The 24,660-nt window shown below is 72.2% G+C and carries 26 protein-coding genes; 16 read left to right on the forward strand and 10 right to left on the reverse strand.

Features of this window, described 5'->3' with window-relative positions; translation table 11 throughout:
• Window positions 1–543 precede the first annotated feature (543 nt).
• Window positions 544–741 (forward strand): DUF4214 domain-containing protein, encoded by a 198-nt coding sequence (locus ABD067_RS14285; protein ID WP_343895985.1) that lies wholly within the window; start codon window positions 544–546, stop codon window positions 739–741.
• A gap of 74 nt (window positions 742–815) precedes the next feature.
• Here the strand turns inward: ABD067_RS14285 and ABD067_RS14290 are convergent, their stop codons facing one another.
• From ABD067_RS14290 to ABD067_RS14315, 6 genes are all read right to left on the reverse strand, one after another.
• Window positions 816–1,325 (reverse strand): F0F1 ATP synthase subunit B family protein, encoded by a 510-nt coding sequence (locus ABD067_RS14290; RefSeq protein WP_343895986.1) that lies wholly within the window; start codon window positions 1,323–1,325, stop codon window positions 816–818.
• Window positions 1,325–1,951, reverse strand: a complete 627-nt coding sequence (locus tag ABD067_RS14295; RefSeq protein ID WP_343895987.1) for a F0F1 ATP synthase subunit B family protein — start codon at window positions 1,949–1,951, stop codon at window positions 1,325–1,327. The genes ABD067_RS14290 and ABD067_RS14295 overlap by 1 nt, the downstream gene beginning before the upstream one ends.
• Window positions 1,952–1,998: 47 nt before the next feature.
• Window positions 1,999–2,235: an ATP synthase subunit C family protein gene (locus ABD067_RS14300; RefSeq protein WP_343895988.1), complete on the reverse strand. Its 237-nt coding sequence runs from the start codon at window positions 2,233–2,235 to the stop codon at window positions 1,999–2,001.
• Between the two features lie 49 nt (window positions 2,236–2,284).
• Window positions 2,285–3,043, reverse strand: coding sequence for a F0F1 ATP synthase subunit A (locus ABD067_RS14305; protein ID WP_343895989.1), 759 nt, complete (start codon window positions 3,041–3,043; stop codon window positions 2,285–2,287).
• Window positions 3,044–3,065: 22 nt separating this feature from the next.
• Window positions 3,066–3,365, reverse strand: coding sequence for an AtpZ/AtpI family protein (locus ABD067_RS14310; protein ID WP_343895990.1), 300 nt, complete (start codon window positions 3,363–3,365; stop codon window positions 3,066–3,068).
• Window positions 3,366–3,461: 96 nt separating this feature from the next.
• Entirely contained in the window at window positions 3,462–5,351 is a 1,890-nt protein-coding gene (locus ABD067_RS14315) for an ABC transporter ATP-binding protein (protein ID WP_343895992.1), read from the reverse strand.
• Window positions 5,352–5,583: 232 nt separating this feature from the next.
• Between ABD067_RS14315 and ABD067_RS14320 the strand changes: the two genes are divergently transcribed.
• The 13 genes from ABD067_RS14320 (at window position 5,584) to ABD067_RS14380 (ending at window position 18,998) form a co-directional block, all read left to right on the forward strand.
• Entirely contained in the window at window positions 5,584–6,549 is a 966-nt protein-coding gene (locus ABD067_RS14320) for a Bug family tripartite tricarboxylate transporter substrate binding protein (protein ID WP_343895993.1), read from the forward strand.
• A 712-nt stretch (window positions 6,550–7,261) separates the two neighbouring features.
• Window positions 7,262–8,230, forward strand: coding sequence for a pyruvate dehydrogenase (acetyl-transferring) E1 component subunit alpha (gene pdhA / locus ABD067_RS14325; RefSeq protein WP_343896043.1), 969 nt, complete (start codon window positions 7,262–7,264; stop codon window positions 8,228–8,230).
• Window position 8,231: 1 nt separating this feature from the next.
• Complete coding sequence (locus ABD067_RS14330; RefSeq protein WP_343895994.1) at window positions 8,232–9,674, forward strand: pyruvate dehydrogenase complex E1 component subunit beta; 1,443 nt, start codon at window positions 8,232–8,234, stop codon at window positions 9,672–9,674.
• 10 nt (window positions 9,675–9,684) lie between these two features.
• On the forward strand, window positions 9,685–11,130 hold the full coding sequence (locus ABD067_RS14335; RefSeq protein ID WP_343895995.1) for a pyruvate dehydrogenase complex dihydrolipoamide acetyltransferase: 1,446 nt from the start codon (window positions 9,685–9,687) through the stop codon (window positions 11,128–11,130).
• A 10-nt stretch (window positions 11,131–11,140) separates the two neighbouring features.
• A complete protein-coding gene (locus ABD067_RS14340; protein WP_343895996.1) occupies window positions 11,141–11,536 on the forward strand; it encodes a VOC family protein in 396 nt (131 codons plus the stop codon).
• Window positions 11,533–12,030, forward strand: coding sequence for a GNAT family N-acetyltransferase (locus ABD067_RS14345; protein WP_343895997.1), 498 nt, complete (start codon window positions 11,533–11,535; stop codon window positions 12,028–12,030). The genes ABD067_RS14340 and ABD067_RS14345 overlap by 4 nt, the downstream gene beginning before the upstream one ends.
• A gap of 105 nt (window positions 12,031–12,135) precedes the next feature.
• Window positions 12,136–13,536 (forward strand): dihydrolipoyl dehydrogenase, encoded by a 1,401-nt coding sequence (gene lpdA, locus ABD067_RS14350; protein ID WP_343895998.1) that lies wholly within the window; start codon window positions 12,136–12,138, stop codon window positions 13,534–13,536.
• Between the two features lie 39 nt (window positions 13,537–13,575).
• The gene (gene lipA / locus ABD067_RS14355) at window positions 13,576–14,559 is read left to right on the forward strand and encodes a lipoyl synthase (RefSeq protein ID WP_343895999.1); all 984 of its coding nucleotides are present in this window, start codon (window positions 13,576–13,578) and stop codon (window positions 14,557–14,559) included.
• Window positions 14,559–15,047: a type II toxin-antitoxin system RatA family toxin gene (locus ABD067_RS14360; RefSeq protein WP_343896000.1), complete on the forward strand. Its 489-nt coding sequence runs from the start codon at window positions 14,559–14,561 to the stop codon at window positions 15,045–15,047. The genes lipA and ABD067_RS14360 overlap by 1 nt, the downstream gene beginning before the upstream one ends.
• A gap of 80 nt (window positions 15,048–15,127) precedes the next feature.
• On the forward strand, window positions 15,128–15,769 hold the full coding sequence (locus ABD067_RS14365; RefSeq protein ID WP_343896002.1) for a glutathione S-transferase family protein: 642 nt from the start codon (window positions 15,128–15,130) through the stop codon (window positions 15,767–15,769).
• A gap of 79 nt (window positions 15,770–15,848) precedes the next feature.
• On the forward strand, window positions 15,849–16,913 hold the full coding sequence (locus tag ABD067_RS14370) for a threonine aldolase family protein (RefSeq protein WP_343896004.1): 1,065 nt from the start codon (window positions 15,849–15,851) through the stop codon (window positions 16,911–16,913).
• Window positions 16,910–17,302, forward strand: coding sequence for a YraN family protein (locus ABD067_RS14375; protein WP_343896044.1), 393 nt, complete (start codon window positions 16,910–16,912; stop codon window positions 17,300–17,302). The genes ABD067_RS14370 and ABD067_RS14375 overlap by 4 nt, the downstream gene beginning before the upstream one ends.
• Window positions 17,303–17,396: 94 nt before the next feature.
• Window positions 17,397–18,998 carry a hypothetical protein gene (locus tag ABD067_RS14380; RefSeq protein WP_343896005.1) on the forward strand — a complete coding sequence of 534 codons (1,602 nt, stop codon included), beginning with the start codon at window positions 17,397–17,399 and terminating at the stop codon, window positions 18,996–18,998.
• A 27-nt stretch (window positions 18,999–19,025) separates the two neighbouring features.
• On the opposite strand, the gene ABD067_RS14385 is transcribed toward ABD067_RS14380, so the two are convergent.
• The 4 genes from ABD067_RS14385 to ABD067_RS14400 are packed head-to-tail and all read right to left on the reverse strand — an operon-like array spanning window position 19,026 to window position 22,820.
• On the reverse strand, window positions 19,026–19,520 hold the full coding sequence (locus ABD067_RS14385) for a CinA family protein (RefSeq protein ID WP_343896006.1): 495 nt from the start codon (window positions 19,518–19,520) through the stop codon (window positions 19,026–19,028).
• Window positions 19,520–19,996: a phosphatidylglycerophosphatase A family protein gene (locus ABD067_RS14390; protein ID WP_343896046.1), complete on the reverse strand. Its 477-nt coding sequence runs from the start codon at window positions 19,994–19,996 to the stop codon at window positions 19,520–19,522. The genes ABD067_RS14385 and ABD067_RS14390 overlap by 1 nt, the downstream gene beginning before the upstream one ends.
• 5 nt (window positions 19,997–20,001) lie before the next feature.
• On the reverse strand, window positions 20,002–20,856 hold the full coding sequence (locus ABD067_RS14395) for an alpha/beta fold hydrolase (protein WP_343896008.1): 855 nt from the start codon (window positions 20,854–20,856) through the stop codon (window positions 20,002–20,004).
• On the reverse strand, window positions 20,856–22,820 hold the full coding sequence (locus tag ABD067_RS14400) for a lytic transglycosylase domain-containing protein (protein ID WP_343896009.1): 1,965 nt from the start codon (window positions 22,818–22,820) through the stop codon (window positions 20,856–20,858). Before ABD067_RS14400 ends, ABD067_RS14395 begins: the two co-directional genes overlap by 1 nt.
• 334 nt (window positions 22,821–23,154) lie before the next feature.
• Between ABD067_RS14400 and dapA the strand changes: the two genes are divergently transcribed.
• Window positions 23,155–24,033 (forward strand): 4-hydroxy-tetrahydrodipicolinate synthase, encoded by an 879-nt coding sequence (dapA, locus tag ABD067_RS14405; RefSeq protein ID WP_343896010.1) that lies wholly within the window; start codon window positions 23,155–23,157, stop codon window positions 24,031–24,033.
• 21 nt (window positions 24,034–24,054) lie between these two features.
• On the forward strand, window positions 24,055–24,540 hold the full coding sequence (gene smpB, locus ABD067_RS14410) for an SsrA-binding protein SmpB (RefSeq protein WP_343896011.1): 486 nt from the start codon (window positions 24,055–24,057) through the stop codon (window positions 24,538–24,540).
• Window positions 24,541–24,660: the final 120 nt, after the last annotated feature.

Consider the following 24,660-nt stretch of genomic DNA (forward strand, 5'->3'; position numbering starts at 1 on the left):
CAGCGGCTCGATCCGCGCGCGCCCGTTCCTCGCCGGCCAAGTCAGGCGGGCAGCGCTTCGCCTTCCGGCCAAGCCCGGCCGTCCGGCTTCGGGCCCCTCGGGCCCACATCCCGGGCTCGGAGCGCCCCCGGCCGGGCCGCCGCAAGGCATCCGCGGCCGGAAGTTTCGGGTCGGGCACGGCCGACGGCGTTCGCGTCGGGGCCCTGGCGCTGGGGGCGATTGGCACCGCGACGCTGCCCATGGCGGCCGTGGCCGCACTCGGCCGCCCGGTCCCGATGGCCGCCCGGCCGGCCGGGCCGCGCCGCCTCCGCCGAGCCCGCCGATCCTTGGCGCGCGCCGACGGCCAGCGGCTCCTTCAGGTCGTGGCGGCCCGGGGCTTCCCTGCCCCTCCGCCCCGACCGTCGCGGCGCCGTGGGGCCGCCGCTTCCTCGGGCAGGGGAAGCCCCCGGCCGCCCTTCTCGAACGGACACTTACGCCACAATCCTAGACCGCCTGCCCGACGCGGACGGGTTGGCGAACTGGACCGCCGCGCGGAACGCCGGCATGGTGAACGCCTTTATCAGCTCGCCGGAGTTCCAGTCCCGCTTCGACGCGCTGTCGAATCAGGATTTCGTGGCGCGGATGTACCCCGCCGCGCTCGATCTCCCGGCGGAGGTCCCGGGGCTGGCGGCGTGGACCTCCCGCGCTCGACAACAGCGCGCTCTCACGCCGCGACGTGGTGCAGGGCTTCGCCTACAGTGACGAGATGACCCAGAAGCTGATGCCCCTCGTCAGTGACGGCATCGCCTTCGCCTGACCGCGGAGGGTCGCGGACGTCAGTTCGCCCGCAGCGCCCGCGGCAGATCCGCCACCGCCCGGTCGATCAGCGCCGCGTCGGCGTTGGCGTCCAACCGCTCGGCGATCACGGTCCGCGCCGCGGCGGTGGCGACTTCGGCCGCCGCCGCGCGCACCTCGGCCAGGGCGCTGACTTCCGCGGCGCCGATCCGCTCCATCGCCATGCGTTCGCGCCGCTTGGCCGCGGCTTCCGCTTCCGCCGCGGCGGAAGCGCCGGCCCGCTCGGCCTCGGCCTTGGCGCTGGCCACCATCGCCTCCGCTTCGCGCAGCGCCGCGGCACGGTCGGCCTCGGCCTGCTTCAGCATGGCTTCCGCTTCGCTCCGCAGCCGCGAGGCTTCGGCGAGTTCCGCCCGGACGCGCTCGGCGCGCGCGTCGAGCGCGTCCGTCAACGCGGTCCAGATCCTGCGGCCGACCAGCAGCAGGAAGAGGACGAAGCTGACCGCGACCCAGAACTTCGGGTCGAGCCAGAAGTGCTCGTAGTGGTGTTCCATCAGGCCCGTCCCCGCGCGGCTAGTTCGCCGTCCACGGCACGTTCCACCGCGGCCCGGTCCGTCCCGGCGCCGACCAAGCGGGACACCAGCGCCTCGGCCGTGTCCGCCGAAACTTGGCGCAGCGCGCCCATGGCGCTGTCCCGCGCCGCGGCGATGCGCTTCTCCGCCTGCTCGATCTGCGCGTTGAGCCGGGCGTTCGCCTCCTCCGAGCGCGCCGCGGCCTCGGCCTGGGCACGCTGCACGGCCTCGGCGATGGCCGCCTGGCCCTCGGCGCGCGCCTTCGCTGTGGCGGCGCGGTGCTCAGCCATGGCCTCGTCGGCGCGCGCCTTGGCGGCCTGCGCCGCTTCGAGGTCGCCGTCGATGCGCCGCTTCCGCTCCTCCAGCACCGACGCCACGCCCGGCAGCGCCACTTGGTGCATGACGACGTAGAGCAGGCCGAAGATGATGAGCAGCCACACCACCTGGGAAATCACCAGCGGGTGGCCGAAGTTGAGCTGCGGCATGCCGCCGCCCGTGGCGCCGGGGTGCTCTTCCGCGACCTGCGCCAAGGCCGCCGGCACGGCGGCGAGCAGCGCCAAGCCGGCGATGGCGGCGGCCGCGGCGACGAGCCGGATGCCGTTCCTCATGCCCGTTGTCCGGGCGGTCGGCGTTTGCCGCACGACCGCCCGCCTCCTCAGGTGAACAGGATGAGGAAGGCGATCAGCAGCGCGAACAGCGCCACCGCTTCCGTCAGCGCGAAGCCCAGGATGCCGATCGGGAACACGGCGTCGCGGGCGCCCGGGTTGCGGGCGACGGAGGAGACCATGGCGGAGAAGATGCTGCCGATGCCGATGCCGACGCCGGCGAGGGCGATCACGGCGATGCCGGCGCCGAGCGCCTTGTAAGCGGCCACGAGAGCGGCGGGATCCATGGCAAGTCCTTTCTTGGGGTGGGTAGAGGGGGAAGGGCCGCAGCGGACGTCAGTGCAGATGCACCGCGTCGTGCAGGTAGATGCTGGTCAGGATGGCGAACACGTAGGCCTGCAGGAAGGCCACCAGCAACTCGAACCCGACCAGGGCGACGTTGACGGCGAGCGGCAGCGCCGCGCCGAGGATGCCGACGATCCCGGCGGCGGAGCCGATCATCACCACGAAGGTGGCGAAGACCTTCAGCATCACGTGGCCGGCGACCATGTTGGCGAACAAGCGGACCGAAAGGCTCACCGGCCGCGAAAGGTAGGAGATGATCTCGATCGGGATGATGAGCGGCGCCAGCAGCTTCGGCGCGCCCTCGGGGAAGAAGTAGGAGAAGAAGTGCGTGCCGTGGATCGCCAGCGCCACAACCGTCACCAGGATGAACACCACCGCCGCCAACGCGAAGGTGACGGCGATATGCGAGGTGAAGGTGAAGGCGTAGGGCAGCATGCCCAGCAGGTTGCCGAACAGCACGAACATGAACAGCGAGAACACGAAGGGGAAGAAGCGCTTTCCTTCGTCGCCCACCTGGCCCACCACCAAGTCGTGGACGAATTCGTAGGCGGATTCCGCCACCGCTTGGAGCCGCCCCGGCACCACCGCGCGGCGCGACATGCCCCAGATCATCAGCCCAGTGATCAAACCGACCGCCAGCAGCATGTGCGCGCTGGCCTGGCTGAAGCCGACGGAACGGCCCACAGCGCCGAGCACGGGCACCAGCTCGAACTGGCTCAGGGCGTCGATCGCTTTGCCTTCGGCGGCCACGGGCGGACTCTCCAGGGTGCGTCTATTCGCGTCGGCCGCGCCGCGGACTGAACAAGCGGTACACGTTCAGGATCCCGGCCGCCGAGCCCGCCACGAAGAACAACAGGAAGAGCCAGGGCCAAGTCCCGAGCCAGCGGTCCAGCAACAGGCCGATGACGATGCCGACCACCAAGGCCGACACCACCTCCACGCCCGCGCGGAAGCCGATGCCCCAAGGGCCGGTCGGGAGGCCGCCGCCGGAGGAACCGGCCGGCTTGTCCAAGCCCTGTCGGGCCCGCGCTTCCCGGAGCCGCCGCTCGAAGCCGTCGCGCTCGTCGCCCAAACTCTCTCCCCCGCCGGTTCTCCGCCGGAAGGCAGGGGGCGGATAAGCCCCGCCCCGCGGCGTGTCAAGCAAGCGGCCGGCCCGACCGCGCGCCCTTCACTGCGCTGCTGCGGCGGCGTCCGCGGCGGCGAAGGCGCCGCTCTGCTGGCGCCACAGCCGCGCGTAGGCGCCGTCGCGCCGGAGCAGCGCCGCGTGCGTCCCTTCCTCCGCGATCCGGCCACGCTCCAGCACCACCAGCCGGTCCATGCGCGAGAGCGTCGAAAGCCGGTGCGCGATGGCGATCACCGTCTTGCCCGCCATCAACTCGTCGAGCCGCTCCTGGATCGCCGCCTCCACTTCGGAGTCGAGCGCGCTGGTCGCCTCGTCCAGCACCAGGATGGGCGCGTCCTTCAGCAGCACGCGGGCGATCGCTACCCGCTGGCGCTGCCCGCCGGAGAGCTTCACGCCGCGCTCGCCCACATGGGCGTCGTAGCCCGCGCGCCCGCGCCAATCGCGCAGTTCGCGGATGAAGCCGTCCGCCGCCGCCCGCTCGGCCGCCGCTTCGATCTCCGCCTCTGCCGCGTCCGGCCGCCCATAGCGGATGTTGTCGCGGACGGAGCGGTGCAGCAGCGCCGTGTCCTGTGTGACGACGCCGATGGAGGCCCGGAGCGACTCCTGCGTCACCCCCGCAACATCCTGCCCATCGACCAGGATGCGACCCTCTTCCGGTCGGAAGAAGCCGAGCAGCAGGTTCACCAGGGTTGATTTGCCAGCGCCGGAGTGGCCGACGAGGCCGACGCGCTCGCCGGGCCGGATGCGGAGGTCCAGCCCGTCCAGCACGCCTATGCCCTCGCGCCCATAGCCGAAGCGCACCGCCTCGAACCGGATCTCGCCGTGCGGTACGCGCAGCGGCACCGCGCCGGGCGGGTCCGGGGCGGTGGGCGGGACGGCGATGGAACCCATCGCTTCCTGCACCACGCCGATGCTCTCGAAGATCGAGGTGACGTTGAATGCCACCCAGCCGGAGATGTTGGCGATCTGCCACGCCATCGGCACCGCCGTCGCCACCGCGCCGACGCCGATCTCGCCCTGCGTCCACAGCCACACCCCCACCGCCGCCGTGGACGTGACCAGGGCGGCGTTGAGCGTCGCCAGCGCGAAGCCGTTCAGCGTCACCAGCCGCATCTGCCGCCGGAACGCCTCGGTGAGCGCCAGCACACCGTCCCGCGCGTAGGCGTCCTCCTCCCGCGCGCGGGCGAAGAGCTTCACCGTCTGGACGTTGGTGTAGCTGTCCACCACCAGCCCGGTCAGCGCGCTGCGCTGCGCCGAGGCCTCGCGCGAACGGTCGCGCATCCGCGGGACGATGGCGCGGAGCAGCAGGGCGTAGAGGGCGAACCACGCGACGATGGGCAGCGCGAGCCGCCAGTCCGCGTCGCCGAGCAGCAGCAGCGCCGCGGTGCCGTAGACCAAGATGTACCAGACGGCGTTGACCACCTGCACCACGCTCTCGCGCAGGGACGGCCCGGCCTGCATCACCCGGTTGGCGATCCGCCCCGCGAAGTCCTCCTGGAAGAACGGCAGCCCCTGGCGGATGACGTGCCAGTGGCTCTGCCAGCGGATCATGGAGGTGACGTTGGCGTTGATGCCCTGCTGCGTGATCAGGTTCTGCAGCAGGAGCGCCAGCGGCCGCCCCACCAGCAGCAGCGCCGCCATGCCCAGCAGGACGGGCCAGGCCTCGTCCCACAGCCGGTCAGGCGCGTGCGTCGAGAGCAGCGACACCAGCGTGCCGATCATGGTCGGGATGGCGGCGTCCACCAGCGCCACCAGCAGCCCGGCGACGAAGAGCGCGGCGAACAGCCCCCGCGCCTGGCCGACGAAGTGCTTGTAGAAGCCGGCCAGCGTGCGCGGCGGCGGCGTTTCCGGCACCGGCCTGCCGAGGAACCTGGCCGCGTGGCGGCCGGGCGGGGCGACCGGGTCGAGGAGGGATTCGAAGAAGCGGAACAGCATGGGTCGAGCGACACATGGCGGCCGTCGCCGCCCCCTTCAACGTCCGGTTCAACACGCCGCGAACGTTGCGCGGCGGGCGCGACCCCCGCGGCGGCGCTTCCAGGGGCTCGCCTTCCCGTGCCACGCCCCAACGGCGAGCCGGCGCAACGAACGGCCGCGAAGGGAGGTCTTCGATGGTCGAAAGCAAGCGGCCCGCGCCTGCGGGCAGCGGTGCCATGCGCCGGAGGGCGGCTTGGGCGGCTTCGCCGCGGCGGGCCTACTCGGCGCCGAGGCCCGCGCCCAGCGCGGCGGGGCCGCATGGCCCACGGGCTGCGTCCGCTTCATCGGCATCTTCCCGCCTGGCGGCGGCACCGACATCCTGTCGCGCATCTGGTGCGCCAAGATGGCCGAGATCGCCGGCCACCAATTCGTCGTCGAGAACCGCAGCGGCTCCGCCGGCAACGTCGGCGCCGACGCCATCGCCAAAGCGCGGCCGGACGGCGCCACCGTCGGTCTCGGCGGCATCGCGTCGCACGCCATCGCGCCCACGCCCTACGCCAGCCTGCCTTTCGACCACCGGCGCGATTTCGCCCTGGTTTCCGGCCTTTGGCGGCTGCCGAACATGCTGGTGGTGAACAACGACCTGCCGGCGCGCACGGTGCCGGAACTGATCGAAGTGGCGAAGTCGCGCCCCGGCGGCCGCCAGCTTTCCTGCGCTTCCGCGGGCGCCGGCACCACGCTGCACCTCTCGGGCGCGATGTTCGCGCACATGACCGGCGCGCCGATGCTGCACGTCCCTTACCGCGGCGGCGCGCCCGCGATGGTGGACGTGATCGCCGGCCGCTTGGACATGATCTTCGACAACATCCCCGGTGCCCTCGCCCAAGCCCGCCAAGGCAAGGTCCGCCCGCTCGCCGTCACGGGCAAGGAGCGCAACGCCGCCGCGTCCGACGTGCCGGCGCTGGCCGAGCACCTGCCCGGCTTCGACATCGTGTCCTGGACCTGCCTGGCGGCCCCGGCCGGCCTGCCGCCCGGCATGGCGGCGCGCATGAATTCGCTGACGCGCCAAGCGCTCGCGGGCGAGGAATTGCGCCGGAGCTTCGCCGACCTCGGCGCTGCTCCGTGGTGGACGGCGGCGGAGGATCTGGAAGCGTACCGCACTGCCCAGGAAGCGGCGCTGCGGCCGCTGATCCTGGCTTCGGGGGCACGGGTGGAATGACAGGGCGGCGGCCGGGGCTAAGCCTGGACTCTCGCTCGCGTCCAGCGCGTCGGTGGGCGCGGCGACCCCGGCAGGGTCGTGGACTGGAGCGTTCGGCCGAACGGCACCACGGCGGATCGCCCGTACACGCCGTCCGCTGGCGACCAAAACTGGCGCGCAACGTGGGCGGGAGGGATCGACCATCCGATACTCACCGTCGAAACGGGGCAGACGAGCGAGTAGGCCGCGCATCGCCCGTCGACGCCCGAGCCGTGCGTTTCGTCAGGGGCGAGGGCGCATTGGGGCAAGGAATAACCGGCCACAGCACCGAGGTTCGGCGGCCCTGCGGCGGGCGGCGGCTCCGATGAGGGGCAAACCGGGCCGACGGACCCGCTGAGGCGCCGGGCACCGCGGAGGCCGCAGCCGGGATGGGCCTTCCCCGGGGCAAGGGCTGCCCGCGGCCGGTGGGCGGTTGGGCGGGGCACCGCGCGCTCGCCGAGCGAGCGCCCCCTTTGCGGCGAACGGGCGTGCCGGCCCCGCGGGCGGCGGGTATGGCGCCCGCCGCGCTGCCGCCGCAAGCCGTTACGGCCGCCGCTCGCTTGCGCGCCGCGCGCGCGGCGCATAAGTCGGGGTGAACGAACGAGGAGACGGGGTCATGGCCCAGGCAGCGGAGACCGCCACCGCCAACAAGGGGCGCCGGCCGCAACGCGCCGCGGAAGGCAGAAGCCCCGTGATGGCGCCGGAGCAGCTCCGCCAAGCCTACCGCGACATGCTCCTGATCCGCCGCTTCGAGGAGAAGGCCGGCCAACTCTACGGCATGGGGCTCATCGGCGGCTTCTGCCACCTCTACATCGGCCAGGAAGCCATCGTGGTGGGGATGCAGGCCTGCCTGGAACCGGGCGACCAGGTCATCACCTCCTACCGCGACCACGGCCACATGCTCGCCACCGGCATGGAGGCGCGCGGGGTGATGGCGGAGCTGACAGGGCGCTCCGGGGGCTACTCCAAGGGCAAGGGCGGCTCCATGCACATGTTCAGCCGCGAAAAGGGCTTCTACGGCGGCCATGGCATCGTCGGCGCGCAGGTCTCGCTCGGCACCGGCCTCGCCTTCGCCAACTGGTACCGCGAAGGCCGCAACGTCGCCTTGACCTATTTCGGCGAGGGCGCCTCCAACCAGGGCCAGGTCTACGAGAGCTTCAATCTCGCCGCTCTGATGAAGCTGCCCTGCATCTACATCATCGAGAACAACAAGTACGCCATGGGCACGAGCCTGGAGCGAGGCAGCGCTTCCCGCGACCTGTCCAAGAACGGCGAGCCTTGGGGCATCCCCGGCGAGCAGGTGGACGGCATGGACGTCATGGCGGTGAAGGAGGCCGGCGAGCGCGCCGCCGCCCACTGCCGCGAGGGCAACGGCCCATACCTTTTGGAGATGAAGACCTACCGCTACCGCGGCCACTCCATGTCCGACCCGGCCAAGTACCGGAAGCGGGAGGAGGTGCAGCAGATGCGCGAGCAGTCCGACCCGATCGAGCGGGTCCGCAAGCACCTGCTGGGGAACGGCGCGGACGAGGCCGAGCTGAAGAAGATCGACGACGAGATCAAGGCGATCGTGCAGGACGCCGCCGATTTTGCCCAATCCAGCCCCGAGCCGGACGAGAAGGAGCTGTGGACCGACGTGCTGATCGAGCAAGGGGCGCGCTGAGATGGGCACGCAGATCCTGATGCCGGCGCTGTCGCCCACCATGACGGAGGGCAAGCTGGCGCGCTGGCTCAAGCACGAAGGGGACGAGGTCCGCGCCGGCGACGTGATAGCCGAGATCGAGACCGACAAGGCCACGATGGAAGTCGAGGCCGTGGACGAGGGCAAGCTCACCCGCATCATCGTCCCGGAGGGCACGGAAGGCGTCTCGGTCAACAGCCCCATCGCCGAGCTGAACGGCGGCGGCGAGGCGGCGGCGCGGCCGCAGGCGCCCGGCTCGGACACCAACATGCCGCAGCACCCGGCGCCGCCTGCCGCCGCGCAGCCCGGCGAGACCGGCCAAGTGGCGAAGCAGGCCGAGGACCACGGCGCGGTCGCCGCCCGCGGCGCCGAGAAGGGCGAGGGCGCCGCCAAGACCGGCGCCGGCGAGCGGATCGTCGAGCCGGAGAAGGATTGGGGCCCGACCAAGCCCGTCACCGTGCGCGAGGCGCTCCGCGACGCCATGGCGCTGGAGATGCGCGCCGACAAGGACGTGTTCCTGATGGGCGAGGAGGTCGCCCAGTATCAGGGCGCCTACAAGATCAGCCAGGGCCTGCTGGACGAGTTCGGCCCGCGACGGGTGATCGACACGCCCATCACCGAGCACGGCTTCACCGGCATGGCGGTGGGCGCGGCGATGACCGGCCTCAAGCCGATCGTCGAGTTCATGACCTTCAACTTCGCCATGCAGGCGATCGACCAGATCATCAACAGCGCCGCCAAGACGCTCTACATGAGCGGCGGCCAGCTCGGCTGCCCCATCGTCTTCCGCGGCCCCAACGGCGCCGCCGCGCGCGTGGCCGCGCAGCACAGCCAGGAGTACGCCTCCTGGTACGCCCACGTCCCTGGCCTCAAGGTGCTGGCGCCGTGGTCGAGCGCCGACGCCAAGGGCCTGCTCCGCGCCGCCATCCGCGACCCGAACCCGGTGATCTTCCTGGAGAACGAGATCCTCTACGGGCAGTCCTTCGAGTGCCCGACCGCGGAGGATTTCATCCTGCCCATCGGCAAGGCCAAGGTGGAGCGCAAGGGCAAGGACGTCACCATCGTCGCCTTCTCCGTCTCCGTGACCTGGGCCATGCAGGCGGCCGAGGAGCTGGCGAAGCAGGGCATCGAGGCGGAGGTCATCAACCTCCGCTCCATCCGCCCGCTGGACAGCGAAACCATCGCCGAGTCCGTCCGCAAGACCAACCGCATCGTCACGGTGGAGGAGGGCTGGCCCTTCGCCGGCATCGGCGCCGAGATCGGCATGCAGGTGGTCGAGGCCGCCTTCGACTACCTCGACGCGCCCCCGGTGCGGGTCACGGGCCTCGACATACCGATGCCCTACGCGGCGAACCTGGAAAAGCTGGCCTTGCCCTCGCCGGCGCAGATCGTCGATGCCGTCAAGCGCGTGACCTACAAGCAGTAAGGGCGGGACCATGGCAACCAACATCCTGATGCCCGCCCTGTCGCCCACCATGACGGAGGGCACGCTCGCGCGCTGGCTCAAGAAGGAAGGCGACGAGGTCAAGGCCGGCGACGTGATCGCCGAGATCGAGACCGACAAGGCCACCATGGAGGTCGAAGCCGTGGACGAGGGCGTCCTCGGCCGCATCCTGGTCGGCGATGGCACGGAAGGCGTGAAGGTCAACGACCCCATCGCCGTGCTGGTGGAGCCGGGCGAGGCGGTGCCGGAAGGCAACGGCGGCGGTGCCCCCGTCCCGCAAGCCAAGGCGCCAAAGGACGGCGGCGGCGAAACCGCGCAGGCCAGCGCGCCCGCGCAATCCGCCTCCGAAGGCGCGGCGGCGGAAGGCGTCGCGGCCAGCGGCGGCAAGGTGGCCGGCGCCGCGGAGCAGCCCGTCTCCATGCCGTCCGGCGGCGGCGGCCAGCAGCAGCAGCAGCCTTCGCAAACCCCGGCGCCCAAGCCCAACGGCCATGCGGGCGAGGGCGGCGAGCGGGTCTTCGCCTCGCCCCTCGCGCGCCGCATGGCGCAGCAGGCCGGGTTGGACCTCCAGCGCATTCAGGGCAGCGGCCCGAACGGCCGCATCGTCAAAGCCGACATCGAAGCGGCGATGACCCGCGGCCCGCAGCAGCCCGCGGCGCAGCAAGCCCCGGCCGCGCAAGCGCCCCAGCCGGTCTCGGCGCCCGCCCCGCAACCGGCGCCCAGGCCCGCCGCGCCGCCGCCCTCCGCCCCGCACAAGGCGGTGCCGAACAGCTCCATCCGGAAGGTCATCGCCCGGCGCCTGTCCGAGTCGAAGCAGACCATCCCGCACTTCTACGTCTCGATGGACTTCCACATCGACGCGCTGCTCAAGCTGCGCGCCGACCTGAACGCGAAGTCGCCGAAGGAGAAGGGCGCCTTCAAGCTCTCGGTCAACGACCTCGTCATCAAAGCCGTGGCCACCACGCTCCGGCGCTACCCGGACGTCAACGCCATGTGGACGGACGACGCCATCCTCCAGTTCGAGGACGTGGACGTCTCGGTGGCGGTGGCCACGCCGACCGGCCTCATCACGCCCATCATCCGCAAGGCGGACATGAAGGGCCTGGCCGCCATCTCCAGCGAGATGAAGGACCTCGCCGCGCGGGCCAAGGCGAACAAGCTCAAACCCGAGGAGTTCCAGGGCGGCGGCTTCTCCATCTCCAACATGGGCATGTACGGGGTGCGCGACTTCTCGGCCATCATCAACCCGCCCCAAGCCGGCATCCTGGCGGTGGCGGCCGGCGAGCAGCGGCCGGTGGTGAAGGACGGCGCCTTGGCCGTCGCCACGGTGATGGGCTGCACCCTCTCCGTGGACCACCGCTGCATCGACGGCGCACTGGCGGCCGAGTTCATGCAGGCGCTGAAGGGCGTGATCGAGGACCCGCTGAGCCTGATGCTGTGACGCCGGGGCGGTGCTGGACCACGTCTCCATCACCGCGCCGGATCTCGGCGCAGCGGCCCGGTTCTACGACGCGGTGATGGCCGCGCTCGGCGTGCCCTGCGTCGGCCGCACAGATCGCTGGATCGGCTACGGCGAGCGGGCCGACGCGGAGCACCCAGGGCGGTGCTTCATCGCCCTGTACGCCGGGCCTGCGCCGGAGCCCGCCTCGCGCCGCCACTGGTGCTTCAAGGCCCGCGACCGTGCCGCCGTGGACGCGTTCTGGCGCGCCGGCCTCGACGCCGGAGGCGCCGACGACGGCGCGCCGGGCCTCCGGCCGCACTACCACGCCCACTACTACGGCGCCTACTTGCGCGACCCTGCCGGCAACCGGGTCGAGGCCGTGTGCAACGAGGCGTTGTCCCGTTGAACGCCGGCTTCCTCCTGCGCGACGCCGAGCCGCGCGACCTGCCCACGGTGGTCCGCCTCGTCCGCGCCCTCGCGCGGTACGAGAAGCTGGAGCACCTCGCCCGCGGCACGGAAGAGTTGTTCGGCCGCGCCCTGTTCGGCACGCCGCCCCGAGCCTTCGCCCTCATCGCCGAGGGCCCGGGCGGCGAAGCGGCCGGCTTCGCGCTCTGGTTCTACAGCTTCCGCACCTTCCAGGCGCTGCCCTGCCTCTACGTCGAGGACGTCTACGTGGAGCCGGAGCGCCGCGGCTCCGGCCTCGGCCGCCTGATCTTCGCCGACCTCGCCCGCCGCGCCCTCGCCGAAGGCTGCGACCGCATGGAGTGGTCGGTGCTCGACTGGAACGCGCCTTCCATCGCCTTCTACGACCGCATCGGCTCCCGCCCGCGCGAAGGCTGGACGCTCCGCGTGCTCACCCAACCGGCGCTGGGCGCGCTCGCCGGCGCCGCCGCTGCCTGATGCGCGCGTTCCCTGCCTCGCTGCACAACCGGCATCAAGGCACTAGATAAACACCGACAACCTCGTGGCATGCCCGCCCCGGCGGCGGGACCGAAGGGAAGAGAGATGGCCGAGCAGACCTTCGACCTCATCGTGTTGGGCGGCGGCCCCGGCGGCTACGTGGCGGCCATCCGCGCCGCGCAGCTCGGCATGAAGGCCGCCGTGGTGGAACGCGAGCACCTGGGCGGCATCTGCCTCAACTGGGGCTGCATCCCCACCAAGGCGCTGCTCCGCTCCTCCGAGATCAACCACCTCCTGCACACGCTCGACGCCTACGGCTTCGGCGCCGACAACATCCGCTTCGACATCGGCAAGGTGGTGAAGCGCTCCCGCGCCGTCGCCAACCAGCTCTCCGGCGGCGTCAAGCACCTCCTGCGGAAGAACAAGGTCACGGTGTTCGACGGCCACGGCAAGCTCGCCGGCAAGGGCAAGCTGGCCGTCGCCAAGGACGGCAAGGCGGTGGCCGACCTCTCGGCCAAGCACATCATCCTCGCCACCGGCGCCCGCGCCCGTCAGCTCCCCGGCCTGGAGACGGACGGCAAGCTCATCTGGAGCTACCGCGAGGCGATGGTGCCGCCCCGGATGCCGAAGAAGCTGGTGGTGGTCGGCTCCGGCGCGATCGGCGCCGAGTTCGCCTCCTTCTACCTCAACATGGGCGCCGAGGTGACGCTGATCGAGGTGCTGGACCGCATCCTGCCGGTGGAGGACGCGGAGATCAGCGCCTTCGTCCGCAAGAGCTTCGAGAAGCAGGGCATGAAGATCCTGACCGCCGCCAAGGTGCAGGGCGTCAGGAAGGAGGGCGACGGCCTCACCGCCGTCGTCGAGGCCGGGAACAAGGTCCAGGAGATCAAGGCCGACCGCCTGATCTCCGCCGTGGGCATCGTCGGCAACGTCGAGGACATCGGCTTGGAGGGCACCGGCGTGAAAGTCGAGAAGACCCACGTCGTCATCGACGAGTGGTGCCGCACCGGCGAGCCCGGCGTCTACGCCATCGGCGACCTCACCGGCGCCCCCTGGCTCGCGCACAAGGCGAGCCACGAGGGCGTCATCTGCGTCGAGAAGATCGCCGGCCTCAACGACGTCCACCCGCTCGACGTCGGCAACATCCCCGGCTGCACCTACTGCCGCCCGCAGGTGGCCTCCGTCGGCATGACGGAGGAGGCCGCGAAGCAGGCCGGCAAGCAGGTCAAGGTCGGCCGCTTCCCCTTCATCGGCAACGGCAAGGCCATCGCCATGGGCGAGCCGGAGGGCATGGTGAAGACGGTGTTCGACGCCAAGACCGGCGAACTGCTCGGCGCCCACATGGCCGGGCCGGAGGTGACGGAGATGATCCAGGGCTACACCGTCGCTCGGACGCTCGAGACCACCGAGACGGACCTGATGAACACCGTCTTCCCGCACCCGACCGTGTCCGAGGCGATGCACGAGGCCGTCCTTGATGCCTACGGCCGGGTGATCCACATCTAGAAGCGAACGAAGCGAACGAAGCGACAGGATCATCGCGGCATGGCGACCCGAATCGTGGTCGATCACCGGGAGGGCGGGGCCGCCGTGCTCCGCCACCCGGAAAAGGCGCACCGCCCCGACAACCCGATCCGGCGCAAGCCGGACTGGATCAGGGTCAAGGCGCCCACCCACCCGGTCTACCACGAGACCCGGGCGCTGATGCGCGAGAACCGCTTGGTCACGGTGTGCGAGGAGGCGGCCTGCCCGAACATCGGCGAGTGCTGGTCGCAGCGCCACGCCACCATGATGATCATGGGCGACACCTGCACCCGCGCCTGCTCCTTCTGCAACGTGGCGACCGGCATCCCCCGGGCGCTGGACGCGGACGAGCCGCGTCGCGTGGCGGACGCGGTCGCCACCCTCGGCCTGCGCCACGTGGTGGTGACGAGCGTGGACCGCGACGACCTGCCGGACGGCGGCGCCGAGCACTTCGCGCGGACGATTCGCGCCGTCCGCGCCGCCGCGCCCGGCACCACGATCGAAGTCCTCACGCCCGACTTCCTACGCAAGGACGGCGCCCTTGAGGTGGTGGTCGAAGCCTGCCCCGACGTGTTCAACCACAACCTGGAGACGGTGCCGCGCCTCTACTTGCCCGTCCGGCCCGGCGCCCGCTACTTCCACTCGCTCCGGTTGCTGGACCGGGTGAAGGAGCTCGACCCCTCCATCTTCACCAAGTCCGGCCTCATGGTCGGCCTGGGCGAAGCCTGGGGCGAGGTGCTCCAGGTGATGGACGACCTCCGCAGCGCCGAGGTGGATTTCCTGACCATCGGCCAGTACCTCCAGCCCACGGTGAAGCACGCCGCGGTGGACCGCTTCGTGGAGCCGGCGGAATTCGAGGACTACGCCCGCATGGCGCGCGGCAAAGGTTTCCTGTTGGTCTCGGCCACGCCGCTGACCCGCTCCTCCTACCACGCAGACCGGGATTTCGCGGAGTTGCGCGCCGCCCGCGAACGCCGCCTCGCCTCGGCCGTTACCGCTGCCTGATGCCGACCCACGCCGAGAAGCGACTCCTCCGCTACACGCCCGAGCAGATGTTCGACCTGGTCGCGGACGTGCGCCGCTACCCGGAGTTCCTGCCCTGGTGCGTCGGCGCCCGCATCGTCTCCCGCTCGGAGAAGGAGGTGGTGGCCGACCTCACCATCGGTTTCAAGATGTTCCGCGAGAGCTTCCGTAGCCAAGTGACGATGGAGCGGCCCGAGCACATCCACGTCCGCTACCTGAACGGCCCCTTCCGCTACCTCAACAACCATTGGCGCTTCCTGCCGCACGAACAGGGCACGGAGGTGCGCTTCTTCGTGGACTTTGAGTTCCGTTCCCGCCTGCTGCAAGCCGTGATCGGCACGGTGTTCGAGCAGGCCGTCCGCGTCATGGTCCGCGCTTTCGAGCGGCGGGCGATGATCCTATACGGCCGCAACACCGCGCGCGCCGAAGCCGCCCCGCCACCGCCCGCGCCCGCCACGCCCACCGCGTAGGGCGCTCCTTCAAGGGCGATGATGCCCGGTATCAACGCTTTGCGTTGGCCCGCGCCACCCTGTAGTGGCAAGCTCGCGGCATGGGATACGTCCTTTACGGCGACCGCCGTTCCGGCTCCGCCATTGTGGAAATGGCGCTGGAAGAGATCGGCGCGCCCTTCGAGCCGCGGCCCGTGCCGCTCGACGACAGCGCCCAGCTCGCCGAAGAGTACCGCCGGGTCAACCCGATGGGCCGCGTTCCCACGCTCATCCTGCCGGATGGCACGGTGGTGACGGAGTCTCTGGCCATCCTGCTGACGCTCGAAGGCCGCCATCCGGAAGCCGCGTTGCTGCCCGCGCCCGACGATCCCGCCCGCGTGGTGGCGCTGCGCTGGATGGCACTGGCCGCCGGCGAGATCTACCCGTGTGTCACCCGCTCCGACTACCCAGAGCGCTTCAGCGCCGACCCCACGCATGCGCCGGCCATCCGCGAGCGCGCGGGGGAGATGGCGCGCGACATCTGGCGCGTCATCGAACGGGAAGCGGCGCCGTCGCCCTTCGTCCTGGGCGCCCGCTTCTCGGCGGCCGACCTCTACCTTTCCGTGCTCTCGCGTTGGATGGGCAACGAGGACTGGATGCCCGCCAACTGCCCGCGCATCGAAGCGCTCGCCCGCGCCGTCGCGCTCCGCCCCGCCGCTGGCGCCGCGTGGCGCCGCCACTTCGCGGTCCCGGCGGGCGGCTGATCCCGCGCGGGGGTTGCGCAGCCGCCGCCCGCTGCCACCATGCGCGCCGACCGAAGCACCGCCGAGGAACAACCCGCGCATGGTCCACGCCCCGCCGCGCCCGCCGAAGGGCGCGCCGCCCGTCCGCATCAACCTCTACTCCGACACCCAGACCCGCCCGACCGCCGCCATGAAGGACGCCATGATGCGCGCCGAGGTCGGCGACGAGCAGCACGGCGACGACCCCACCGTGCACGAACTCTGCGACCGCATGGCGGCGCTGATGGGCAAGGAAGCCGCGGTGTTCCTGCCGTCGGGCACCATGTGCAACGTCGTGGCGATCCTCACCCACTGCCGGAGCGGCGACGAGGTGCTGGCGCACGAGACCAGCCACATCCTCCATTCCGAGGGCGGCGCGCACGCGGCTTTCACCGGCGTCCAGATCCTGCCCCTCCGAGGCCCGCGCGGCGCCTTCACCGCCGACGACGTGCGTGCCGCCATCCGCCCGCGCACCCGCTACGCCCCGCCGCAGCGGCTCCTGGAGGTGGAGCAGACCGCCAACATTGGCGGCGGCGCCGTGTGGCCGCTCGCGCAGCTCAACGCCGTGGCCGCGGTGGCCCGCGAGCAGGGCTGGAACACCCACATGGACGGCGCGCGCATGATGAACGCCTGCGTCGCCGCCGCCATCCCGCCCACCGAAATGGCCGCCGGCTTCGACTCCGTCTGGCTCGACTTCACCAAGGGCCTCGGCGCCCCGCTCGGCGCCGTGCTCTGCGGCTCGAACGAGTTCATCGGCCAAGCCTGGCGCTGGAAGCAGCGCCTCGGCGGCTCCATGCGCCAAGCCGGCATCTGCGCCGCCGCCTGCGCATACGCCCTCGACCACCACGTGGACCGCTTGGCAGAGGACCACGCCAACGCCCGCGCCCTCGCGCGCGGCCTCCGCCAGATACCCGGCGTCGAGGTGGAGGAGCCCGACACCAACCTCGTCTTCTTCGACGTGCGCGGTGCCGGCACGACGCCCGAGGCCCTGCAAGAGCACCTGCTGCTGCGCGGCATCGCCGTCAGCGGCCTCGGCGGCCGCGTCCGCGCCTGCACCCACCTCGACGTGACGGCGCCGATGGTCGAGGAAGCGGTCGCCGCCATCCGAGAGGCGCTGGAGCGCTGACGGGCGAGCCGTCGCACGGCAAGCGCCTCCGCGGCACCCGCGCCGACGCCGCCGGCCGCCGCGCCGAGGAAGCGGCCGAAGCGGCGCTGGCGGGCGACGGCTGGACCATCCTCGCCCGCCGTGTCCGCACGGAAGCGGGCGAGATCGACTTGGTCGCCGAGCGCGACGGCCTTCTCGCCTTCGTCGAGGTGAAGGCCCGCCCGAGCCTCGCCGAAGCCGCCGCCGCCCTGTCGCCCCGCCAGCGCGCCCGCCTGCTCGCCGCCGCCGAGTGTTGGCTCGCCGAGAACCCCGGCCGGGGCGGGGCCGGCATCCGCTTCGACGTGCTGCTGGTCGCGGCCGACGGCACGGTGCGGCGCGTCGCGGATGCCTTCCGCCTCGGCGACGGTTGAGGCGGGGCGGCGCTCCGCCACCGGGCGCTGTGTGACCCCTGTCACACCGGGAGCAGGCCCGGCGGGCGTAGAGTCCCGCCAGGAGGGAACCGACATGAACCAACCGACCCTGGCCGGCTTCGCCGTCGTGGCGGGCTTGGCCTTCGCCGCTGCGCCTTCGGCCGCGCAGCAGCAGCATTCCCACGCCGGGCACGGCCCGGTGCTCGGCGAGGTGCATTTCCCCGTCACCTGCACGCCGGAGGCGCAGGCCGCCTTCGACGAAGCGATGAAGCTGCAGCACTCCTTCTGGTACCAAGCGGCCGACCAGGCCCACCGCACCGTGCTGCAACGCGACCCGGACTGCGTCATGGCCTATTGGGGCCGGGCGCTGACGATGCTGATCAACCCCTTCACGCCCCCGGTCCCCGCTCGGCTGCGCGAAGGCCGCGCGCTGCTGGAGGAGGCGAAGCGCATCGGCGCCAAGACCGAGCGCGAGGCCGGCTTCATCGACGCCCTTTCCGTGCTGTTCGCCGACGACGACCCGGCGCAGCACCGCGCCCGCATCACCCGCTACGCGCAGGCCATGGACGACCTGCACCGCCGCTTCCCGGCCGACTCCGAAGTCGGCATCTTCACCGCGCTCGCGCTCATCATGGCCGCGCCGCCGACCGACAAGACCTACGCGAACCAGATGCGCGCCGGCGACATCCTGGCGCGCGAGTTCGCCAGCAAGCCGCAGCACCCCGGCGTGGCGCACTACCTGATCCACAACTACGACACGCCGGCGCTCGCCGCGCGCGGCGTCCCGGCCGCCGAGCGCTACGCCGGCATCGCGGCGGACGCGCCGCACGCGCTGCACATGCCCTCGCACATCTTCACCCGCGTCGGGCGCTGGGAGGACTCGATCGAGACCAACCGCCGTTCGGCCGAGATCGCTCGCGCGCGCGAGGAGGTCTTCGACGAGGTGCACGCGCTGGACTACATGGTCTACGCCAACCTCCAGCTCGGCCGGCCGGCGGCGGCGCGCGCCGTGCTGGAAGAGGCCAAGCGCTACGCGAACTGGCAGGCGCCGACCCCGATCGGCTACTACGCCCTGGCCGCCATGCCCGCCCGCTACGCGCTGGAACGCGGCGCCTGGGAAGAAGCGGCGGCGCTCGACACGCGGCGCTTCGGCGTGCCCTACGTGGACGCGATCACGCATTTCGCGCGCGCCGTAGGCGCCGCCCGCTCGGGTCGCCCCGATGCCGCCGCGGCCCATGTCGAGGCGCTGCGTGCCGCCTCGGCCGCCCTGCAAGGCCGCGACGCCTACTGGCAGGAGCAGGTGGAGATCCAGCGGATCGCCGCCGACGGCTGGGTGGCCTTCGCCCGCGGCGAGCGCGACCGGGGTCTAGCCCTGCTCCGCGAGGCGTCGGAGCGCGAAGCGCGCACCGACAAGCACCCCGTCACGCCCGGCCCGCTGATGCCGGCGCGCGAGCAACTCGCGGAGATGCTGCTGCTCATGGGCCGCCACGCCGAGGCGCAGCGCGAGTTCGAGGCCGTGCAGCAGACCGAGCCGCGCCGCTTCCACGCCGTCCACGGCGCCGGCCGCAGCGCCGAACTCGCCGGCGACAAGGACGCGGCCCGGCGGCACTACCGCAACCTGCTGGAGATCGCCGCCAGAGCCGAGATGCCGCGCGAGGACTTGGCGACGGCCCGCGCCTGGCTCGCCAGCAACTGAGCCGAATCGGGTGAGGGCGCGCGCGGCTCAGCCCAGGGCCGCGCGCGCCAACGCGAAAGCCTCCGCCACCGTCTCCGCCCGCACCGCCGCGCGGTCGCCGGGGAAAAGGTGCCGCGCCACCCGCGCCGGCCCGGCGGCCCCCTCCGCCGCGCAGCCGATGAACACCAGCCCCACCGGCTTGTTCGGCGTTGCCCCGCCCGGGCCGGCGATGCCGGTGCAGCTCAGCGCCAAGTCCGCGCCGGAGGCGCGCAGCGCGCCCTCCGCCATTGCCCGCGCCACCTCCTCGCTCACCGCTCCCACCGTCCGCAACAGCTCGGCCGGCACGCCCAGCATCTCCTGCTTGGCGTCGTTGGAGTAGGTGACGTAGCCGCGCGTCACCACGGCCGAGGAGCCGGGAATGGCCGTCAGCGCCGCCGCGATCAGCCCGCCGGTGCAGCTTTCCGCGGTGCAGAGCGTCATGCCGCGCGCTTCCAGCGCGGCCAGCAGGTCGCGCGCCGCGTCCAAGGTCGCCTGCGGCAGCATCAGAACAACCCCTCCGGTAGCAGCGCCGCGCGCAGCGCGAGGAGCGCCGCCGCCGCCATCGCGCCCGCGATCAGGTCGTCCACCACCACCCAGAAGAACCCCTTCCGCCGGTCGGCCCAGCCCACCGGGCCCCACTTCAATATGTCGAAGAAGCGGAACAGCGCGAAGGCCAGCACCACCCACAGCCACGGCGCCCCCGCCGGGATGGCGGCGAGCGCCAGCAGCTGCCCCGCCGCCTCGTCCACCACCACCCAGCCGGGGTCGCGCTCCGCCCCCTCTCGCGACAGGCGTCGCACCGCCCAGAACCCCGCGAGCATCAGCAGCACCGCCAAGCCGAGGCAGGGCAGGGGCCCCAGCCAGGCCAGCGGCAGCACGAAGGCGGCCGCCCAGGTGCCCGGCGCCGGCCGCACGTAGCCGATGCCGCCGAGCGTCGCCACCACGCGCGCCGGCGTCCAGGCGGCGGACTTCACGGCCACCGGCTTCAAGGCTGCGCCGCCAGGAAGCGGTCCAGCGCCGCCAGCGCCAAAGGCTCCACCAGCCGCGGCGCGTGCCCGATGCCCGGCAGGCCCTGCACCGCCATGTCCGGCCGCTCCCGCCGCATCCGCTGCACGGTGGAGGCGGTGAGCAGCGCGCTCTCTTGTCCCCAGAAAAGCAGCAGCGGCACGTGCGCGAGCGCGCCGAACAGCGGCCACAGCTCGGTGGCGCCGGGGTCCTCCCGCCGCATCGCCTCGACCACCCGAATGTCCCAGCGCGGGTGGTAGCGGCCGTCCTCGCCGCGCGCGTAGGTCTTCTCGGCGAAGTCGCGCCAGTCCGCCTCGTCGGCAGCGATCGGCGGCAAGGTGCGCTGTAGGAAGGCGGAAGCGTCCTCGATGGAGGCGAAGGCCGGGTCGCGCCCGATCACCTCCCGCACGACGTCCAGCCCCGCCGATTCCAGCCGCGGGCCGACGTCGTTCATTGCCACCGCCGCCAGGCAGCCCGGCCGCAGCACGCCGAGCGACATGGCCAGGATGCCGCCGAAGCTGGTGCCGAGCAGCACCACGCGGTGCAGGTGCAACGCCGCCATCCCGTCCAACAGGTCGCGCAGCGCCACCTCCACCCGGTAGCGGCCGGCGTCCGAGGCGCGTTCGCTCTCCCCGTGCCCGGCGTATTCGAACGCCACCACCCGCCGCGTCCCCGCGTAGCGCTCGCCGATGGACATGAAATCGAGCGCGGTGCGGGCCACGCCCGGCAGGCAGAGCAGCGGCAACCGCTCCCCGCCCTCCGGCCCGGGCCACTCCAGCGCCGAGAGGCGGAGGCCGTCGCGCGCCGAGAAGCCCCGGCGCAGGGGTGGCGCCATCAGCCGTTGCCCCGCAACCAGCGGGCCATCGGGTGCTCCATCGAAGCCATGGCGGGATCGCGCGCCCGGTAAACCGGCATGTTCTCGATCACGCGCTGCACGTAGTTCCGGGTCTCGGTGAAGGGAATCATTTCCAACCAGTCCAGCATCGGCACGTCAACGCCGCGCGGGTCGCCGAAGGTTCCCAACCATTCGTCGATCCGGTTCGGCCCGGCGTTGTACGCCGCCACCGCGAGGGGCAGGGCGCCGCCGAAGCGCGCCAGCATCTGGTCGAGGTAGCCGGCGCCGAGCCGCATGTTGTGGACCGGGTCGTTGAGCAGCATCGCCGTCCGGTGCCGCAGGCCGAGGCGCTTCGCCACCGCCTCCGCCGTCCCCGGCAGCAATTGCATCAGCCCGCGCGCGTTGGCCGACGAGATCGCCTCCGGGTCGAAGTTGCTCTCCTGCCGCGTCACGGCGTTGACGAGGCCCGGCTCCGGCTCCGCGCCCGCCCCCAATGGGTAGAGGCCATAAGGCGCGGGCCAACCCTCCACCGGCATCACCACCCCGGCCGCCCCCGCGCGCCGCGCCACCCAAACGGCGTGGTCCGCCTGTCCGCTGCGGGAGACGAGGCGCACCACCCAAGCCTTCTCGGCGGCGTCCGCGGCCAACTCCTCCATCCGCAGGAAGAAGGCGCGGGCCCGGCGCCCCTCGCCGATCTCGGCCAGCGCCGCCGGCACCGCGGCGATCTCCGCCCCCGCCACCGCGGGCGGCCGCGCCTCCGGCGAGGGCATGGCGTTGATGCGCGCGGCCAGCACGGCCCCGTCCTCGCCGAGCGCCAGGGAGGCGAGCTGGCCGTAGAACGCCACCGGCAGCCCCGCCGCCGCCGCGAAGAACTCGCCGGCCCGCGCCGAGCCCCTGGACCGTGCCGCCGCGGCCAAACCCTGCCAGTAGAAGGACCGTGCCCGGGTGATGGCGCTGCGGCTGCCCTCGCCCACGCGCGCGAAGTGCTTCTCGGCCAGCGCCGGGTCGCCCAGCCGGCGCAGCGCGACGAAGCCGGCGAGGAACTCCGCCTCGCCCCGCGCCTCGCCCGGCTCCGAAACGCCGTGCCCGGCCGCGACGGCGTAGGCCGCGCGCGGCTCGCCCAGCCGCAGCAGCTTGCGCGCCAGCACCTGCCGCTCGCTCCAGAAGACCCGCGCCGCCTCCGCCGATGCCGGGCGGCCCGCCTCCCAGGCCGCGACCGCCTCCGCGTCCCGGTCGCGGCGCCGCAGCCAGCGGGCGCGCTCGAAGGCCAAGCCGGCCTCGCGCCGCGCCGCCTCCGCCTGGGCTTGGCTGTCGGCGTCCGCCCGGTCGGCGGCGTAGTCGAGCCGCGCCGCCGCGACGCCCTGCCGCACCGGGTCCAGGTGAGGCACGGCCCGCGCCGCCGAGCCCGGCTCCCGCGCCAAGGACAGCCGGTCGAATCTCCGCCAATGCTGGTCCGGGCCGAGATGCGCGCCGTAGCGCCCGAGGAAGGTCGGTTCGACCTGGGCGTCGGCCGGCGCCTCCGCCCAGCCCGCGCGCAACACCTCGGCGGCTTTGGCGCCTTCGCCGGCGCGGGCCAGCGCCTCGGCCAACCTCTGGAAACCCTCCAAGGTGCGCGGCCCTCGCGCCGCGAACCACTCCAGCGCCAAGGCGTCGTCCCCGTTGTTCGCCGAGGCCTCCTCGAACCGGCGGGTGAGGGCGTCCTGCGCCGGCCAGTCCGGGTGGGCGAGGGCGAAGGCGGCTATCTCGCCGGCCGAAGCGCCGCTGCCCCGCGCTTGCAATCGCATCCACGCCACGAGCTTGCGCACCAGCGGCGACGCCACCTGCGCCGCCGCCTCGGCCTCCCCCCAACGCCCGGCTTGGGCCTGGGCGACGGCGATCCGGCTGGCAGCCGGTTGCGACAAGGCCGGCGCTGCCGAAGCGGCCAGCAACCCGGCGGAGAGGCGAAGAGCGGAGCGGCGTTTCATCCAGTAGGTTTATACGAAATCCAGCGTCGTTGTCTGTCCCGACACGCGGTGGACAGCCGACCCTCCCGCGCTATCGTCGGGGCCGGCAGCCTCGCAAATTCGGAACAAAACTGCTACATTGGCGGTGCCAAAGGCCGAGCCGCGCCCTTTGTCCGGAAAGCGGCGGGCGAGGCCGGTAAAGAAGTAAGATAGTACTATAGTAGGATGGCAAGATAGTAAGGAAGTAAGGAACAAAGGCCGGCCGGGCCGCGTCCCGCCGCCGCCGGGTTCCCCTTCCGCGACGTTCCCGCCGCCGCGCCACGGTGGGCGGGCAGCATGGAGGAAGGCGCAGCACATGCTCCAGGGATCTTTGGTCGCGCTCATCACCCCCATGCGGGACGACGGCGCGGTGGACGAGAAGGCGTTCGCCGAGTTCGTCGAATGGCAGATCGCCGAAGGCACCGAGGGCTTGGTCCCCGTCGGCACCACCGGCGAGAGCCCGACCTTGACCCACGAGGAGCACAAGCGCGTCGTCGAGATCTGCGTCGAGGTGGCGCGCAAGCGCGTGCCCGTGGTAGCCGGCACCGGCAGCAACAGCACCGCGGAGGCGATCGACTTCACCCGCCACGCCAAGCAGGCCGGCGCCGACGCCTGCCTCGTGGTCGCGCCCTACTACAACAAGCCGACCCAGGAAGGGCTGTACCTCCACTACACCGCCATCGCCGACGCGGTGGACTTGCCGATGGTCGTCTACAACGTCCCGTCCCGCAGCGTGGTAGACATCGCCCCCGACACCATGGCGAGGCTCGCCAAGCATCGGAACATCGTCGGCGTGAAGGACGCGACCGCGAACCTGGTCCGCCCGCTGCACACCAGGCGCGGCTGCGGCCCCGACTTCATCCAACTCACGGGCGAGGACCACACCGCGATCGCCTTCAACGCCGCCGGCGGCCACGGCTGCATCAGCGTCACCGGCAACGTCGCGCCGCGGCTCTGCGCCGAGATGCAGCGCGCATGGCGCACCGGCAACGTCGCGGAGGCGATGGCCATCCAAGACCGGCTGGCGCCGCTGCACGACGCGTTGTTCTCCGAAACCTCACCCGGCCCGGTGAAGTACGCCGCCTCCCTGCTCGGCCACGGCACCGCCCGCTGCCGCCTGCCGCTTGCGCCCGTGGCCGACGCCACGCGCGGCCGGGTGCGGGAGGCGATGGTGGGCGCCGGGCTGCTCAATTGAGGCGTTTCGCTCAGTAGGACCATGGCCGAGAAAAAGAAGAAGTCGCTGATCTCGCACGGCGTCGCCGCGCAGAACCGCAAGGCGCGCCACGACTACACCATCAACGACACGATTGAGGCCGGCATGGCCCTGGTCGGTCCGGAGGTGAAGTCCTTGCGCGCCGGCCGCGCCACCCTGGTGGACGCTTGGGCCGGCGAGCGCGAGGGCGAGATGTGGCTGTTCAACGCCTACATCCCCGAATGGCAGGCCGGCAGCGTCGTCGCCCGCTTCGAGCCGCGCCGCCCGCGCAAGCTGCTGCTGCACCGCAAGCAGGTGCGCGAGCTGACCGGCTCCGTCACCCGCGAGGGCACGACGCTGGTGCCGCTCCAGATCCACTTCAACGACCGCGGCGTGGCCAAGGTGCTGCTGGGCTTGGCCGAGGGCCGCAAGAAGCACGACAAGCGCGCGGCCATCGCGGCGCGGGATTGGCAGCGCGACAAGGCGCGGCTGATGCGGGACAAGGGGTAGGGGTGGGTGGCGCCCGCGCCGCGCTCGCGCCCCACCTCAATGCGTCCGCGACAACGGAGCGCAGCCATCGCTGCGCTCTGCCTCTCCTTCGCCGGTACTGCCTTGGCCCAGCCGCCAGTA

Source organism: Craurococcus roseus, from assembly GCF_039523795.1.
Taxonomy (GTDB): domain Bacteria; phylum Pseudomonadota; class Alphaproteobacteria; order Acetobacterales; family Acetobacteraceae; genus Craurococcus; species Craurococcus roseus.

What these genes read in the sequence shown, in the direction of transcription:
- ABD067_RS14285 (WP_343895985.1), top strand. Translation starts at nt 544, where the DNA reads ATGGTGAACGCCTTTATCAGCTCGCCGGAGTTCCAGTCCCGCTTCGAC.
- ABD067_RS14290 (WP_343895986.1), bottom strand. Translation starts at nt 1,325, where the DNA reads ATGGAACACCACTACGAGCACTTCTGGCTCGACCCGAAGTTCTGGGTC.
- ABD067_RS14295 (WP_343895987.1), bottom strand. Translation starts at nt 1,951, where the DNA reads ATGAGGAACGGCATCCGGCTCGTCGCCGCGGCCGCCGCCATCGCCGGC.
- ABD067_RS14300 (WP_343895988.1), bottom strand. Translation starts at nt 2,235, where the DNA reads ATGGATCCCGCCGCTCTCGTGGCCGCTTACAAGGCGCTCGGCGCCGGC.
- ABD067_RS14315 (WP_343895992.1), bottom strand. Translation starts at nt 5,351, where the DNA reads ATGCTGTTCCGCTTCTTCGAATCCCTCCTCGACCCGGTCGCCCCGCCC.
- pdhA (WP_343896043.1), top strand. Translation starts at nt 7,262, where the DNA reads ATGGCGCCGGAGCAGCTCCGCCAAGCCTACCGCGACATGCTCCTGATC.
- ABD067_RS14330 (WP_343895994.1), top strand. Translation starts at nt 8,232, where the DNA reads ATGGGCACGCAGATCCTGATGCCGGCGCTGTCGCCCACCATGACGGAG.
- ABD067_RS14335 (WP_343895995.1), top strand. Translation starts at nt 9,685, where the DNA reads ATGGCAACCAACATCCTGATGCCCGCCCTGTCGCCCACCATGACGGAG.
- lpdA (WP_343895998.1), top strand. Translation starts at nt 12,136, where the DNA reads ATGGCCGAGCAGACCTTCGACCTCATCGTGTTGGGCGGCGGCCCCGGC.
- lipA (WP_343895999.1), top strand. Translation starts at nt 13,576, where the DNA reads ATGGCGACCCGAATCGTGGTCGATCACCGGGAGGGCGGGGCCGCCGTG.
- ABD067_RS14360 (WP_343896000.1), top strand. Translation starts at nt 14,559, where the DNA reads ATGCCGACCCACGCCGAGAAGCGACTCCTCCGCTACACGCCCGAGCAG.
- ABD067_RS14365 (WP_343896002.1), top strand. Translation starts at nt 15,128, where the DNA reads ATGGGATACGTCCTTTACGGCGACCGCCGTTCCGGCTCCGCCATTGTG.
- ABD067_RS14370 (WP_343896004.1), top strand. Translation starts at nt 15,849, where the DNA reads ATGGTCCACGCCCCGCCGCGCCCGCCGAAGGGCGCGCCGCCCGTCCGC.
- ABD067_RS14380 (WP_343896005.1), top strand. Translation starts at nt 17,397, where the DNA reads ATGAACCAACCGACCCTGGCCGGCTTCGCCGTCGTGGCGGGCTTGGCC.
- ABD067_RS14385 (WP_343896006.1), bottom strand. Translation starts at nt 19,520, where the DNA reads ATGCTGCCGCAGGCGACCTTGGACGCGGCGCGCGACCTGCTGGCCGCG.
- ABD067_RS14395 (WP_343896008.1), bottom strand. Translation starts at nt 20,856, where the DNA reads ATGGCGCCACCCCTGCGCCGGGGCTTCTCGGCGCGCGACGGCCTCCGC.
- ABD067_RS14400 (WP_343896009.1), bottom strand. Translation starts at nt 22,820, where the DNA reads ATGAAACGCCGCTCCGCTCTTCGCCTCTCCGCCGGGTTGCTGGCCGCT.
- dapA (WP_343896010.1), top strand. Translation starts at nt 23,155, where the DNA reads ATGCTCCAGGGATCTTTGGTCGCGCTCATCACCCCCATGCGGGACGAC.
- smpB (WP_343896011.1), top strand. Translation starts at nt 24,055, where the DNA reads ATGGCCGAGAAAAAGAAGAAGTCGCTGATCTCGCACGGCGTCGCCGCG.